The following is a 14252-nucleotide window of genomic DNA, read 5'->3' as shown; positions in this document are numbered from 1 at the left end:
TTGCGGCTGCGCCAGGAAGGCACAAATGGGCAATTGCCCGGCAAGCGAACGTGCGTTGCAACAGAGCCGTCGTTAGCGCAGCCAGCGCCAGGGCGCAAGACTTTTAGAGCACCAATTCGACTGTCGAGGCGCGACATTATCAAGCAGATGCAATGATGTCGCGACAAATCCACACAAGTTGATTCAGACTGCATGTCAGCCCGTCGGATATTGCATGGCTCGCAACAAAGGAGAAAGTCCAAACCAAGAGAGAACAGCGAAAACCGGCGCTCGCCCGGGACACAATACTACAGAATGAGAGAAGAAAATGGCGCGAGTGACGGGGCTCGAACCCGCGACCTCCGGCGTGACAGGCCGGCACTCTAACCGACTGAGCTACACCCGCGCATCGTGGACAGAAGGACCGGACCAAGCGCCACACGGCACTCCATTTTGAAATGGCGCGAGTGACGGGGCTCGAACCCGCGACCTCCGGCGTGACAGGCCGGCACTCTAACCGACTGAGCTACACCCGCATTCATTTCAAGCGATCCGGAAGCTTTCGCGTCCGTGTCAAAGCAGCTTCGCCGCTTCGATGAGCGGCTAACTAAGGGGTTCGCATTTGAGTGTCAAGCAGCTTTGGAGACAAAACGATGACAGTCTGCGAATTGTTTTTGGAGAGCGAAAATCCCCAGGCAAATTCAGTGTATTATTAGAGGAGTGCTTGTCGGGCTTGCACAAGCAATCAATCCTCGAGCCCTCACCCTGTACTCGCCAGCGGCTTTCCACAGCTCAGAAATCGCCGAGACGAAAGCCGGGCGAGCAGCTCCATTCAAAAAAATCAAAAAATCTTCACAAACACTCTTGCGGTTTGTCCGCGATCCGCATAGATCACGGCCACCGACGCGGCGGGCCGAACCGGACCGATCTCGCGAGGGCGATTAGCTCAGTTGGTAGAGCGCCTCGTTTACACCGAGGATGTCGGGAGTTCGAGTCTCTCATCGCCCACCATTTCTTTCCTACATACTCATAGCTTGCTGCTGATGATGGCGACGTATCGGATCCGCTCGAGCAAGTGGCGTGCGTTGCGCACCTCCCTCGCTGCGCCAGAGTGCTCATTTACTTCGTTTTAATTGAGCGCGCTCAGTATTGTCCTCATAAGTTGTTTGTCATGGGGAGCATGATGTTCCTGTGGCTTTCTACATACGTCTTTCTTCTGCTTTCCGGCACAGCGCAAGCGGTTGCAGGAAAGGTCCAGCATAGCTTGCCTGCAACAGTGACGCAGCCGGCCATGGCCGCCGCTCGTGTCACTCAGTCTCGTCAGTGGTAAATACGAAGTCACGTCGGAGAGGGCATCTGGTGCAGTCCAACACGCACACGAATCTAGCCTTTCGCATTGCAACGGTTTTGCAACAACTTGGAATCGAAGGGCTGCCGCGCAACTACGAGCTCGTATTCGAGGCCCTGACTGGCAACAGTCCGGATCTCGCCCGCGAGCTAAGATCACTTGGCCCGGTCAAGACGCAGGAGGCCCTGGATGGAATCGGACGCCGTTACCTGCCCCACCACTTCGAAGGCAGCCTGCTCGAGGCTCGTTCCGGCCAGGTGCAGCAGGAACTGCAGAGCATTCTCTCCCTGCTCAACGAGGAAAAGTCAGCACTGACGCGCTACGGAAGTATCATCAGCCAAGCTGCACGCGTCTTTGAAGCCAATGATGTGACAGACACGGCCGCGCTCACGCGATCGCTGCAATCGGTAAGCTCGGCAACACATACTCGCGAGGCGCAAAGTGCAATGCTCGCTTCCAAGGTGGTGGAAAAATCCCACAAGCTCGAGGAGGTACAGCGCGAGGCCGCCGCGGCAAACGCCGCAAGATTTGTCGATACGGTGACCGGCCTGGGGAACCGTCGGGTATTCAACAAGGAACTCGCCAATGTCTATGAGAAATCAGGCCTGCCTGATCTGTGCGGAATCGCCTTTGCGGATATCGACCGCTACGAGACCATTGCGGCCGTTCCAAACCTTCTTGAGCCCGTCCTCAAGAAAATCGGCGAGTTGATCCAAGCGATGTTCGGTGAAAAGGATCTGGCCTGCCGCTTCGATCGGGGGCGCTTCGGTTTCATTTTCCGAACGGCCGACGAGACGGAGATCATGCGGCTTGTCGATAGGCTCCGTGACCGGCTCAAGGGATTGCCGGTGGTGCATCCGGTATCGGGAAAACGGGCAGCGCCGATTTCATTCTCGGTCGGGATATGTATGTCGAAGGAAGCCCGGACGGCTGATGCGCTTATAGCATTCGCCGAACAGGCGCTCGGCATGGCAAAGGCATCGGGCGGAGACAACGTCTCTGTCCATGGTGTGGCCAATGTCTCGCATGTGCCCAAGGACTGGCTGATCTATCGGTAGGACCAGATCGCAGCGATCTGTCGTTGCACCGCCCGAAGAAGCCTAGCCAACATTGCGTTGCGCTGGCTATAAGACGGTTCTCGCGGGCCGCAAGGTCCAACAACACACGCATTATCCGAGACATCATCATGAAGACACGCGAGCAACGGCAGGCACAGCGGGCTAGCATGCCGCGCACACAGTTGAGCACGCACCATATGGAAAATGCACGGCTACTGCCTGATCGGGGCGAACTGCTCTACCGTATCCCAAACGGCGGCATCGGCGTTGAAGTTGGAGCTGCCTTTGGGGAGTATACGGCGGAAATCCTTGAGAAGAACCGGCCTGCGCAGCTTTACCTGATCGATCCTTGGAGCATGGACCGCTACAGTTCGGGGCTCGATCAAATCCACAATCAGTTCAAAGACCAGATAGAGAGTGGCCAATTGCACCTGATGCAGGGCACATCGCTCGAAAAGCTCGCCGAATTTGAAGATAACTTTCTCGACTGGGCTTACATCGACACCGATCATTCCTTCGAGCTCACCTGGCAGGAACTCCTGCTGTGCGAGAAGAAAGTGAAACGAACGGGAAGAATCGCCGGGCATGACTTCTGCACCGGCAATACCGTTAAGCCGATCGTCTACGGCGTCGTCGAAGCGGTCACCAAATTCTGCAAGGACTATGGCTGGCAATTCGAGTTCCTGACGGTCGAATCGCACGCTCACTTTTCCTATTGCCTGAAGCGCCTCTGAACCGCTTCAGGCCTTTCCTGCGTACTGCTCGTCGCTGACCTGTCCCATCCAGTCGGCGGCGCTGCCGTCCAGCGCTTCATGGATCGCGATGTGGGTCATTGCGGTATCGGGCCCGGCACCATGCCAGTGCTTTTCGCCCGGCGCGAACCAGACCGTGTCGCCGGCGCAAATTTCACGAAGCGGGCCGCCCTCGCTCTGCGCCAGCCCCTTGCCTGCGGTGACGATCAGGGTCTGTCCCAACGGGTGCGTATGCCAGGCGGTTCGTGCACCGGGTTCGAACGTGACGCTGACCACCCTCACCCTTGCCGGGGTTGGTGCGTCCATCAGTGGGTCCTGACGGACCGACCCCGTGAAATATTCTGTCGGCGCCTTCATCGAGGGCCGCGATCCGCAGGGTTTGATCTCCATCGACGTATCCTTTTTCGAGCATGACGATCTGTCCAAGGCGACCGTAAGCCAAGCGGCTTCATTGTCCAAGCGACGCATTGCTCGGTCCCAGGCTGCGTGGCCTTGGCCACAGCGCCTTGTCACCAATCGGAGACAGGAGCGAATCCGATGATAACCGCGGAAGGCAGCTGAGCGCGCTCCGAATCGTGGCGTTCATGTCGCTCCGCAGAAGAAATGGCGGCGCTCCGGCGGTGCCGCCCTATCTCAGCTACAGGCGCTTGCTCCTTGCCTGGGCGACTGCTAGGGCGAGGCATTTCATCACGCGGAGAATTTCTATGAAACAGCATTCTTTCGGCCATCTGCCCCATACCGTCACGAATATCGGCTTCGGCGCATGGCAGATCGGCGGCGCCTGGGGCGATGTCAGCGAAGCAGACGGCCGCGACGCGCTGAATGCGGCGCTCGACGCCGGTATGACCTTCATCGACACCGCCGACGTCTATGGCGACGGCCGATCGGAAAAGATCATTGCCGACGTTCTCGCGAGCCGTGGCGGCGAACGGCCGATGGTTGCGACCAAGGCAGGGCGCCGGCTGAACCCGCATGTCGCAGATGGCTACACCAAGGCCAACCTCGAAGGCTTCATCGATCGCAGCCTCAAGAACCTGCGCGTCGACAGCCTCGACCTCGTGCAGTTGCACTGCCCTCCGACGGAAGTGCTGTATCGCCCGGAGGTCTTCGAAGGCCTGAATGAGCTGCAGAAGGCCGGCAAGATCATGGGCTACGGTGTCAGCGTCGAGAAGGTCGAGGAAGCGCTGAAGGCGATCGAGTATCCTGGCGTCGTCAGCATCCAGATCATCTACAACATCTTCCGCCAGCGGCCCGATCACCTGTTTTTCCAGGAGGCACGGCGGAAGAACATCGCCGTCATCGCCCGCGTGCCGCTTGCAAGTGGTCTGCTGTCCGGAAAGATCAGCCGCGATACGAAGTTTGCGAGCGACGATCACCGCAATTTCAATCGTCACGGCGAGGCATTCGATGTCGGTGAGACGTTCGCTGGCGTTCCCTTCGAGGTCGGCCTGCAGGCGGTGGAGGAAGTGCGCAAGCTCGTTCCCGCCGGCGCGACGATGGCGGCCTTCGCGCTGCGTTGGATCCTGATGAGCGATGCAGTCACCGTCGTCATTCCGGGTGCACGCAATGCCGAACAGGCACGCGCCAACGCGGCGGCGGCAAGTCTCGCGCCGCTCTCGCATGAGGTGATGGACGCCACACGCGAGATCTACGAGCGCCTCGTCGCTCCTTATGTCCACCAGCGCTGGTAAGGCAGCCGCAAGAAAAATGGCCGGGCGCAGACCCGGCCATTCTGTTTCATGCCTGAGCCAATCTCAGTTTGTGCCGACGAGATTAACCTGGAAGAACAGAGTTTCACCCGAGGAATCATCGACGCCGTCATTATCCGTGACCGCGTAGGCCTTGCCGGAGGCATCGAAAACGAAGCCCTCGAGCTTGTCGAGGACATAGCCATTGGTGGCGGTCTTCAGCTCCGGAAGGAAGTCGTGGGCTTCAATCTTCTTGACGACCGGCAGGTCGCCACCGAGCTTGGCGGGCTTCAGATCTGATATCGCTACCTTGTAGAGCTTCTTCAGTCTCGCTGCGTCGTCGACAAGGTTATCGCGTTCGATGATGTAGACGCTATCGCCATGAGCGGAGATTTCGGAGAGGCCGATCCAGCCCGCTTCGGATTTGTCGAGCGGATAGCGGACGGCACCCCACTCCTTGCCCTTCGGATTGTAGGAAACAAGTTTGACAAAGCCCTTCTCGTCATCCTTCCACTCGCGCTGGACGGCCATCCAGAGCGTCGCGTCGTCGCCGGAGCCGACGATCGTCACACCTTCGAAGCCGTAGCGGATTTCGTTAGCTGCCAATTCTTTCGGAAGTGAGATCTCTTCCTTGATCTCGCCTTTCGGATTGACGTGATAGAGGGCGTGCGGCACCAGCTTCTCAGTGTTGCCTTCGGACGCCAGCCAGAACCAGCCCTTTTCATCAACGGCCACACCCTCGATGTCGAGCTTCTGTGCCGGTTGGCCGTCGCGCTTTACGGTCAGCGTTTCGGTGATCACGGCCGGCTTCCTGGTTGCGTCGATCGTGTAGATCGTCGGCTGCATGCCGAGGACACTGTCGCCGACCGCAAACAGCTGTCCCGACTTTTCCGGAATGGCAGCAAGACCGGAAAGCGCCGCGAAGCCGACCGGATTGCGATCCTTCTCAGCCGCAACGATCTGCGGATAGGCAGCCTCGCCCTCGGCGAGTTCGTAGAGCATCACGTGCGACCGTGGGCCGCCGTCCTCGCCAAGATCGACTTCGTTGGCGGTCGCGAGAAGATTGCGCGACGGTACGGCCACAGCGCCTTCAGGTGAAACGCCGGACGGAAGGATCTGGACCAGTTCTGGCTCCGCACCGGTATCCCTGTAGACGCCGACGACAGAGGCGCGCTCTGCGAGCAGGAATATGTATTTCTGGCCTTCGATCGTCGCCACTTCCAGACCTTCCGGCTCGACGCCCTTGGCGGACGAACGCTTGTCCGGATAGTGGCCGATATTGGCGACGGCACGTTCGAAGGAAGCACCGGATTCGTAGAGCACCTTGCCGGTCTTTTCGAAAATCGTGAAACCGCGCGAGCCGCCTTGATAGTCGCCTTCGTTGGCAACAACCAGGCGGTTATTATCGAGCCACTTCACCGCGTCAGGCTCACGGGGGATGCCCTTGAGTTCGCCGGTGAACTTCAGGGCGCCATCGCGTTTGGTATCGATGCCGGCCAGATCGACACTGCCAGCGGAGAAGTGCGTCTTCACCGTTGCAGTTGCCGCGTCAATGATGACGATTTCGTTGTTTTCCTGAAGGGTCAGGGCAATCTCGTTCTGGTCGTTGAACGAGACGAATTCCGGTTCCGGATCTTCGGGCGCAATGCCCGCAAGGCCCGTCAGCGTGACGTGCTTGATCGAGCTGCAGTCGACCGTGCCGTTCTTGACTTGGAACACGGCGAGGTCGCCTGCCGGTATCTGTGGAATCTTGCCGTCGTTCACCTCTTCCTCACGCTCGTTTTCGATCGCGATCGCGCCGAGCGTCTTTTCCTTGTTGAGTGCGACCGAATCCGGCTGGCCGCCGAGATCGCAGGTGCTCTCGATCTTCTTGGTTGCAACGTCGACGATCGCGAGGCGCCCCGAGGGCTTCGCCTTGCTCTGTGACGTATTGACGGCCACCAGCGCCTTGCCGGCGGCGGACGCCACGGAGGTCGGCTCGCCGTCCATCATCAGCGCGCCCCCGGCCTTCGGCGCCTTGGCGTCTGAGATATCGACAAATCCGATCGCACCGAGCGGGCTATCGCTATAGATCAGCGTCATGCCGTCGTCGGTGGCCGTGATTATTTCCGCCGAAGTGGCCGAAAGCTTGTCTTTTCCCTCGGGCAGATTGGATGCCACCGGAAAAGTTGCGATGCGGTTGAAAACGGGCTCTGCGGCGGCCGGAAACGCGGCCGTCGTCAGAAGCGCCGCAACGAGCACTGTCTTGCGCGATAGAGTTGTCATGAAATCCCCCATGAATTCAAACAAAGGGGTTTTGCGGGATAGGCATGACATCGGAATGACACTGCTGTCATATTTCTGACTGCGCTAGCCGGTCTCCCGTTCCTTCTTCATTTCGTTCCTCATGATGAAGAGCGATGCACCAAGGATCAGCATCGCCCCCAACCACAAATAGCCGGTCGGCGCATAGCCAAAGACCAACCAGCCGGCGAAAACATTGAGCGGCAGCTTGAGATCGTCGAAGGGCTGGATGTAGGTGGCATCGGCCGTTGAATAGGCAAGTGTCAAGAAATACTGGGCCATCACGGTGAGGAGGCCTGCCGCAACGAAAAGCAGGAGCGTCATACCGGAAGGGATGCTGAAGCCCGCGGCGACCGCCAATCCGCCGTTGATGGGCGTCAGGAGGGCCAGCAGCCAGACGGTGATGGTTTCCGGCCGTTCGACCCCGGTAAGGCTCTTGGTGATCAGCGATGAGGCGCCCCAGAGAAGCGCCGAGAGGATTGGAAGGAGCGCCGCCCAACTGAAGCTGTCCGACCAGGGCTGCAGGATGATCATCGCTCCGACGAAGCCGGTGCCAGTCGCCACCCACCGTGCGAGGCCGATGTATTCACCAAGGAAGATGCGTGCGCCCATGATGATGAAGAATGGCGAAGTCATTACCAGGGCGATCGCCTGCCAGATCGGCACGGACGCAAGCCCTGCGACCCAGGTCATCACACCGAAGGCTGCCAAGGCGACACGCACGACATGACGCCAAGGATAGCGCGTTCGCATTGCTCCAAAGCCGACGCGCCGGAGAAAGGGCAACGAGAAGACCAGCGCAAAGGCATATTGCCAGAAGGCTGCGGAGGCGGAGGGGAAGGCGAGCTTCATCGTCAGCCATTGCGTGACGACATTGAGGATCGAGAAGGCGATGCCTGCAGCGACCATCCAGGCAGCGCCGATCATTGCTCGCGAAGCAGAAAATGTAGGGGAAGTCTGATTCATGTTTTCTTTCCGAAACCAACACAAATCAGGACGCATGAGCGCGATACCGCAGCCAGGACAGAATTCGCCCTCGCCCGCTCCGCTCATTCTCTTTCATCCGGACTGTAACCGTCGGCTCCGGAATTGCACCGGATCTGCTGACCCTTTTGGCACCGGCCGAAAGGCGCTCGCGGGCTTGAGCCGAGGCCCTTACCGCCGGTGGGGACTTTCACCCCGCCCTGAGAACAGTATTTTCCGTAAGACATACCTCGCGTGCCGACAAGTCCGCGAGATGCAAAAAGGGTCCGGCCGTGGCCGAACCCTTCGAAACTTGCACCGCCGGTCTCGTTGCCCGACCGCCAAGCAAATTCATATCAGCCGTTAACGGCGTCCTTCAGGCCCTTGCCGGGCGTGAACTTCGGCACGTTGCGAGCCGGAATATCGACTTCTGCGCCCGTGGACGGGTTGCGGCCCTTCGTGGCAGCGCGATGGGAAACGGTGAAGCTACCGAAACCAGCGAGGCGAACGTCGCCCTTGCCCTTCAGTTCAGCCTGGACAACTTCGAAAACAGCGTCGACTGCGGAAGCAGCATCGGTCTTCGAGAGTCCTGCCTTTTCAGCAACTGCGGACACGAGTTCATTCTTGTTCATGTTTCCACCCCTTTCTAAATGGTTCGAAACGACTCAAATTTATAAGCTAGGCTCAGAATAGAGTTCATCAGGCCCGCCGCACCCCAAAGACCCTGCAAATCAAGGAAATGCAAGAGTCTGCGCGTCGATTTCACAAAAAAAGGCTGGCGAAAACGCCAGCCTTTTCAGGGTTTTTAAGCAATTGGGCACGAATGTGGCAAACAAAGCTCAGTGAGCTATGGTTGCACCCGTTTCGTCGAGCCCTTCGACCGTTGCAATGACCGGTGTTTCCACCGTGCCATCCCACTCGATCGCTTCGGGTCTGCGGACCAGCGCATGCTTGATCACCTCGCCCATGCGGGACACCGGGATGATCTCCATGTTGTTCTTCACGTTGTCCGGAATCTCCGCCAGATCCTTGGCGTTTTCTTCCGGGATCAGCACCTTCTTGATGCCACCGCGAAGCGCTGCGAGCAGCTTTTCCTTCAGGCCGCCGATCGGCAGCACCCGGCCGCGAAGGGTGATTTCACCGGTCATCGCGACGTTCTTGTCGACCGGGATACCGGTCATGATCGAGACGATCGCGGTCGCCATGGCGACACCGGCCGACGGACCATCCTTCGGCGTCGCACCTTCCGGCACGTGCACGTGGATGTCGCTCTTATCGAAGCGCGGCGGCTCGATGCCGAAATCGACAGCGCGCGAGCGGACGTAAGATGCCGCTGCGGAGATCGACTCCTTCATGACTTCCTTCAGGTTGCCGGTCACGGTCATCCGACCCTTGCCCGGCATCATGACGCCTTCGATCGTCAGCAGTTCGCCGCCGACTTCCGTCCAGGCCAGACCGGTGACCACGCCGACCTGATCTTCGCGTTCTGCTTCGCCGTGGCGGAAGCGCGGAACGCCCAGATAGTCGTCAATGTTTTCGGCCGTCACATGAACGGACTTCGTCTTGCCCTTGATGATCTCGGTCACCGCCTTGCGGGCGAGCTTCATCAATTCGCGTTCGAAGTTACGAACACCGGCTTCGCGGGTGTACTGCTGGCTGATCGCCATCAGGGCATCGTCGCTGACCGAGAATTCATTCGGCTGCAGAGCATGCTCCTTGATGGCCTTCGGCAGCAGGTGCCGCTTGGCGATCTCACGCTTTTCGTCTTCGGTGTAGCCGGCGATGCGGATGACTTCCATGCGGTCCATCAAGGGCGCCGGAATGTTCAGCGTGTTCGCCGTCGTGATGAACATCACGTCCGACAGGTCGTATTCGACCTCCAGGTAGTGATCCATGAAGGTCGAGTTCTGAGCCGGATCCAGCACCTCGAGCAGAGCAGACGACGGATCGCCGCGGAAATCCTGACCCATCTTGTCGATCTCGTCGAGCAGGAAGAGCGGATTGGACTTCTTCGCCTTCTTCATCGACTGGATGACCTTGCCGGGCATCGAACCGATGTAGGTGCGGCGGTGACCGCGGATTTCAGCTTCGTCCCGAACGCCGCCGAGCGCCATGCGGACATACTCACGGCCAGTCGCCTTGGCGATCGACTGGGCGAGCGAGGTCTTGCCGACGCCCGGAGGGCCGACGAGGCACAGGATCGGACCCTTGATCTTGGTCGCGCGAGCCTGAACAGCCAGGTACTCGACGATGCGCTCCTTGACCTTGTCGAGACCGAAGTGATCTGCTTCGAGGATCTTCTCGGCGTTGTTGAGGTCCGTCTTGATCTTCGACTTCTTGCCCCACGGAATGCCGAGCAGCCAGTCGAGATAGTTGCGGACAACAGTCGCTTCAGCCGACATCGGGCTCATCTGCCGCAGCTTCTTCAGCTCGGCATCGGCCTTTTCGCGTGCCTCTTTCGACAGCTTCGTCTTGGAGATGCGTTCTTCCAGTTCGGCCATCTCGTCGCGGCCTTCCTCGCCGTCGCCGAGCTCCTTCTGGATCGCCTTCATCTGCTCATTCAGGTAGTACTCGCGCTGGGTCTTCTCCATCTGGCGCTTCACGCGCGAACGAATGCGCTTTTCGACCTGCAGGACCGAGATCTCGCCTTCCATGAAGCCGAGCGCCTTTTCGAGGCGGGCCTTGACACTGGTGGTTTCCAGCATCTCCTGCTTCTCGGTGATCTTGATCGACAGGTGCGACGCAACCGTGTCGGCAAGCTTCGAGTAGTCGTCGATCTGGCTAGCGGCGCCAACGACCTCAGGCGAGATCTTCTTGTTGAGCTTTACGTAGCTCTCGAATTCGGACACGACCGAGCGGCTGAGCGCTTCCAGTTCGACCGGATCGTCATGCGGCTCTTCGAGAACATGGCCAAGGGCTTCATAAAAGTCCTCGCGATCGGTGTAGGCGTCGATCTCCGCGCGTGCGCGACCTTCGACCAGAACCTTGACGGTGCCATCAGGCAGCTTCAGCAGCTGCAGTACGTTGGCGACGGTGCCGACATTGTGAATGGCAGAGGGTTCCGGATCGTCATCGCTCGCGTTGATCTGCGTGACGAGCATGATCTGCTTGTCCGATCCCATGACCTCCTCAAGCGCACGGATCGACTTCTCGCGGCCGACGAACAGCGGCACGATCATATGCGGGAAGACGACGATATCGCGCAGGGGCAAAACCGGATATGCGATGCTCGCAACTGACGTTTTCTTCGTCATTTTATTTCCTTTCCATCGTCCCGTTGCCGGGCTCTTCTGGCGCGGCCACTAGAACCGGGCCGCACTCCACTTGAGACAACAAGTGGAGGTTCTGATTATGCTTTTCAAGCTGCGCCATGGCCGGTGTCCCCCTGGACATGACAGCTATGCTACAACGGAACACCTTCACTCTGGAGCGCCAGGCTGGACCGGCGCTTGCCACATCCGCGCCGGCTAACGCACAAGGCCGAAACACACCAACGGAATCATTCCATAATTGCCACGGACTTGGAAATCCGCAACGGCAGCAGAAGCGCTTTCAGACCTCTTTAGCAAGATTTATCAAGGTCGTGCACTGGTTTTGAAATAGAAAGAGGCCTGCCGACGGCAAGCCCCTTAAATTCACGGTTCGTATCGTAAAGATATCTCTAATGCCTCACGCCGAAGCGTTGGCCTTCTCGTCTTGTCGATCGGCGTAGATGTAAAGCGGACGGGCGGAGCCGCGCGCCACTTCCTCGGAGATAACGACCTCACGTACGCCTTCCAGCGCCGGCAGTTCGAACATCGTGTCGAGCAGGATCTTTTCCATGATCGAGCGAAGGCCGCGAGCACCGGTCTTGCGCACGATCGCCTTGCGGGCGATCTCGCGAAGAGCGTCCTCGTGGAAGGTTAGTTCCACGTCTTCCATCTCGAACAGGCGTTGGTACTGCTTGATCAGCGCGTTCTTCGGCTCGGACAGGATCTGGATCAGCGCATCCTCATCGAGATCCTCGAGCGTCGCCAGGACCGGCAGACGGCCGATGAACTCAGGGATCAGGCCGAACTTGACCAGATCTTCGGGCTCGAGTTCGCGCAGAACCTCGCCGACGCGGCGGTCGTCCGGAGCCTTGACCGTTGCGCCGAAGCCGATCGAGGTCTTCTCGCCGCGCGCGGAGATGATCTTGTCGAGACCGGCAAAGGCACCACCGCAGATGAACAGGATGTTCGTGGTGTCGACCTGCAGGAACTCTTGCTGCGGATGCTTGCGGCCGCCCTGTGGCGGCACGGAGGCGACCGTGCCTTCCATGATCTTCAACAACGCCTGCTGGACGCCCTCGCCAGACACGTCGCGGGTGATCGACGGGTTGTCCGACTTGCGGGAGATCTTGTCGACTTCATCGATGTAGACGATGCCGCGCTGAGCGCGCTCGACGTTGTAGTCAGCAGCCTGCAGCAGCTTCAGGATGATGTTTTCGACGTCCTCACCGACATAGCCGGCTTCCGTCAGCGTCGTCGCATCGGCCATGGTGAAGGGCACGTCGATGATGCGAGCGAGCGTTTGGGCAAGATAGGTCTTGCCGCAGCCAGTCGGGCCGACCAGCATGATGTTCGACTTCGCCAGCTCGACTTCGCTGTTCTTCGTGGCATGCGCCAGGCGCTTGTAATGGTTGTGAACGGCGACGGACAGGATCTTCTTCGCCTGGCGCTGGCCGATGACGTATTCGTCGAGAACCTTGATGATGTCCTGGGGCGTGGGAACGCCGTCACGGGACTTGACCATCGAGGACTTGTTCTCTTCGCGAATGATGTCCATGCACAGTTCGACGCATTCATCGCAAATGAAAACCGTCGGTCCGGCAATCAGCTTCCGGACTTCGTGCTGGCTCTTTCCGCAGAAGGAGCAGTACAGGGTGTTTTTAGAGTCGCCGCCGTTGCTGCCGCTGACCTTGCTCATATCACTTTCCTTCCAGCACGCCGCATTTCAAGGTGAAATTACGGTCCACTCATTGGCCTGCTCCACGCTTGGAGCCCCAGCCGGCCAAGGCCGTTAAGGGGTACGAACCGGTCCAAACTATGCTGTCCTGGCTCCGGCGGCAACGAATTCCCCTTCGACTGCCGATGCTATGTCATAAAAATCCAACATAGCATTAATACTTGAGATTGCCGCACCCGCCACCGGGTTTCTTCCCTTGTTCGATCACAAATGAGATAGAACTGTGGCGGATACAACACCATCCCTACTTCTCACTAGGCGGTATCGCCTTCCATCTCGACGCGAGACGTCAGAACCTTGTCGATGACGCCCCAGGTCTGAGCCTCGTCCGCATCCATGAAGTGGTCGCGGTCGAGGGTCTTTTCGACTTCCTCGTAGGTGCGACCGGTGTGCTTGACGTAAACTTCGTTGAGGCGGCGCTTCATCTTCAGAATATCGCGGGCGTGACGCTCGATGTCCGATGCCTGGCCCTGGAAGCCGCCCGATGGCTGATGCACCATGATGCGGGAATTCGGGGTGGCAAAGCGCATGTCCTTGTGGCCGGCAGCAAGCAGCAGCGAGCCCATGGAGGCGGCCTGGCCGATGCAGAGCGTCGAGACAGCAGGTTTGATGAACTGCATCGTGTCGTAGATCGCCATGCCGGCAGTAACAACGCCGCCCGGCGAGTTGATGTAGAGCGCAATTTCCTTCTTCGGGTTTTCGGCCTCGAGGAACAGGAGCTGGGCGCAGACGAGCGTGGCCATGTGATCCTCGACCGGCCCAGTCAGGAAGATGATGCGTTCCTTGAGCAGGCGCGAATAGATGTCGTAGGAGCGTTCACCGCGATTGGTCTGTTCCACGACCATTGGCACGAGGGCCATAGCGGTATCGACTGGGTTTCTCATGTGCGTCCTTTGTCAACGTCTGCCGGCTACAGCCGGGAATCAAAGAAATTGCCTTATCCCTACATAGAGCTTCCCTGCCCTCCTCTTCAAGACGCGCCGATGGATAACGTTAAGAGGGGCAGGCGTAAGGCGAACAACTTTTCGCCCGATGTGCGCTCATTCCTGCAAATAGCTTCGAAGAGCGAGCGGCGATCGCGCGGTCGCACAGCTTTTGTCGGTGCCAGGATGAACGAATTCTGAATCCACTTGCGACTATGCTGCGTTTACAGACCAGAAAGCCTAACCACAACTCGGCACAAAAATGCGCCGAC

Annotated in this window: 10 protein-coding genes, 3 tRNA genes and 1 riboswitch; of the genes, 4 read left to right on the top strand and 9 right to left on the bottom strand. The window is 58.8% G+C overall.

Annotation, left to right across the window (positions count from 1 at the left end; genetic code table 11):
- Positions 1 to 308: 308 nt before the first annotated feature.
- Both K9B32_RS09745 and K9B32_RS09740 read right to left on the bottom strand, forming a co-directional pair.
- A tRNA-Asp gene (locus K9B32_RS09745) sits at positions 309 to 385 on the bottom strand.
- Positions 386 to 438: 53 nt separating this feature from the next.
- Positions 439 to 515, bottom strand: a tRNA-Asp gene (locus K9B32_RS09740).
- A gap of 399 nt (positions 516 to 914) precedes the next feature.
- On the opposite strand from K9B32_RS09740, the gene K9B32_RS09735 reads away from it, so the two are divergent.
- From K9B32_RS09735 to K9B32_RS09725, 3 genes are all read left to right on the top strand, one after another.
- Positions 915 to 990: transfer RNA gene (locus tag K9B32_RS09735), tRNA-Val, on the top strand.
- A 348-nt stretch (positions 991 to 1338) separates the two neighbouring features.
- A complete protein-coding gene (locus K9B32_RS09730) occupies positions 1339 to 2385 on the top strand; it encodes a GGDEF domain-containing protein (RefSeq protein ID WP_224561696.1) in 1047 nt (348 codons plus the stop codon).
- A 128-nt stretch (positions 2386 to 2513) separates the two neighbouring features.
- Positions 2514 to 3119 carry a class I SAM-dependent methyltransferase gene (locus K9B32_RS09725; protein ID WP_224561695.1) on the top strand — a complete coding sequence of 202 codons (606 nt, stop codon included), beginning with the start codon at positions 2514 to 2516 and terminating at the stop codon, positions 3117 to 3119.
- Positions 3120 to 3125: 6 nt separating this feature from the next.
- Here the strand turns inward: K9B32_RS09725 and K9B32_RS09720 are convergent, their stop codons facing one another.
- The gene (locus tag K9B32_RS09720) at positions 3126 to 3527 is read right to left on the bottom strand and encodes a cupin domain-containing protein (RefSeq protein WP_037082545.1); all 402 of its coding nucleotides are present in this window, start codon (positions 3525 to 3527) and stop codon (positions 3126 to 3128) included.
- 314 nt (positions 3528 to 3841) lie between these two features.
- Between K9B32_RS09720 and K9B32_RS09715 the strand changes: the two genes are divergently transcribed.
- On the top strand, positions 3842 to 4828 hold the full coding sequence (locus tag K9B32_RS09715) for an aldo/keto reductase (protein ID WP_224561694.1): 987 nt from the start codon (positions 3842 to 3844) through the stop codon (positions 4826 to 4828).
- 63 nt (positions 4829 to 4891) lie between these two features.
- Here K9B32_RS09715 and K9B32_RS09710 read toward each other — a convergent pair whose 3' ends face one another.
- The 6 genes from K9B32_RS09710 to clpP all read right to left on the bottom strand — a co-directional run bounded on the left by K9B32_RS09710 (position 4892) and on the right by clpP (position 13941).
- Positions 4892 to 7102 (bottom strand): esterase-like activity of phytase family protein, encoded by a 2211-nt coding sequence (locus K9B32_RS09710; protein ID WP_224561859.1) that lies wholly within the window; start codon positions 7100 to 7102, stop codon positions 4892 to 4894.
- Between the two features lie 72 nt (positions 7103 to 7174).
- The gene (locus K9B32_RS09705) at positions 7175 to 8074 is read right to left on the bottom strand and encodes a DMT family transporter (protein WP_224561693.1); all 900 of its coding nucleotides are present in this window, start codon (positions 8072 to 8074) and stop codon (positions 7175 to 7177) included.
- Positions 8075 to 8155: 81 nt separating this feature from the next.
- Positions 8156 to 8304, bottom strand: a riboswitch (FMN riboswitch).
- 123 nt (positions 8305 to 8427) lie between these two features.
- Positions 8428 to 8703, bottom strand: coding sequence for a DNA-binding protein HupB (gene hupB, locus K9B32_RS09700; RefSeq protein WP_007531759.1), 276 nt, complete (start codon positions 8701 to 8703; stop codon positions 8428 to 8430).
- A gap of 207 nt (positions 8704 to 8910) precedes the next feature.
- Positions 8911 to 11325: an endopeptidase La gene (lon, locus tag K9B32_RS09695; RefSeq protein ID WP_007792121.1), complete on the bottom strand. Its 2415-nt coding sequence runs from the start codon at positions 11323 to 11325 to the stop codon at positions 8911 to 8913.
- Between the two features lie 415 nt (positions 11326 to 11740).
- Positions 11741 to 13018 (bottom strand): ATP-dependent Clp protease ATP-binding subunit ClpX, encoded by a 1278-nt coding sequence (clpX, locus tag K9B32_RS09690; protein WP_007792128.1) that lies wholly within the window; start codon positions 13016 to 13018, stop codon positions 11741 to 11743.
- Between the two features lie 293 nt (positions 13019 to 13311).
- Positions 13312 to 13941, bottom strand: coding sequence for an ATP-dependent Clp endopeptidase proteolytic subunit ClpP (gene clpP, locus K9B32_RS09685; RefSeq protein WP_224561692.1), 630 nt, complete (start codon positions 13939 to 13941; stop codon positions 13312 to 13314).
- Positions 13942 to 14252 lie beyond the last annotated feature (311 nt).

It is taken from the genome of Rhizobium sp. 3T7 (genome assembly GCF_020166565.1).
In the GTDB taxonomy this organism is placed as follows: Bacteria; Pseudomonadota; Alphaproteobacteria; order Rhizobiales; family Rhizobiaceae; genus Rhizobium.
This window is presented reverse-complemented; position numbering and strand designations above follow the sequence as displayed.

Excerpts from the sequence above, each read along its gene's own strand:
- K9B32_RS09725 (WP_224561695.1), top strand. The coding sequence starts at position 2,514 with ATGAAGACACGCGAGCAACGGCAGGCACAGCGGGCTAGCATGCCGCGC.
- K9B32_RS09720 (WP_037082545.1), bottom strand. The coding sequence starts at position 3,527 with ATGGAGATCAAACCCTGCGGATCGCGGCCCTCGATGAAGGCGCCGACA.
- K9B32_RS09715 (WP_224561694.1), top strand. The coding sequence starts at position 3,842 with ATGAAACAGCATTCTTTCGGCCATCTGCCCCATACCGTCACGAATATC.
- K9B32_RS09710 (WP_224561859.1), bottom strand. The coding sequence starts at position 7,102 with ATGGGGGATTTCATGACAACTCTATCGCGCAAGACAGTGCTCGTTGCG.
- K9B32_RS09705 (WP_224561693.1), bottom strand. The coding sequence starts at position 8,074 with ATGAATCAGACTTCCCCTACATTTTCTGCTTCGCGAGCAATGATCGGC.
- hupB (WP_007531759.1), bottom strand. The coding sequence starts at position 8,703 with ATGAACAAGAATGAACTCGTGTCCGCAGTTGCTGAAAAGGCAGGACTC.
- lon (WP_007792121.1), bottom strand. The coding sequence starts at position 11,325 with ATGACGAAGAAAACGTCAGTTGCGAGCATCGCATATCCGGTTTTGCCC.
- clpX (WP_007792128.1), bottom strand. The coding sequence starts at position 13,018 with ATGAGCAAGGTCAGCGGCAGCAACGGCGGCGACTCTAAAAACACCCTG.
- clpP (WP_224561692.1), bottom strand. The coding sequence starts at position 13,941 with ATGAGAAACCCAGTCGATACCGCTATGGCCCTCGTGCCAATGGTCGTG.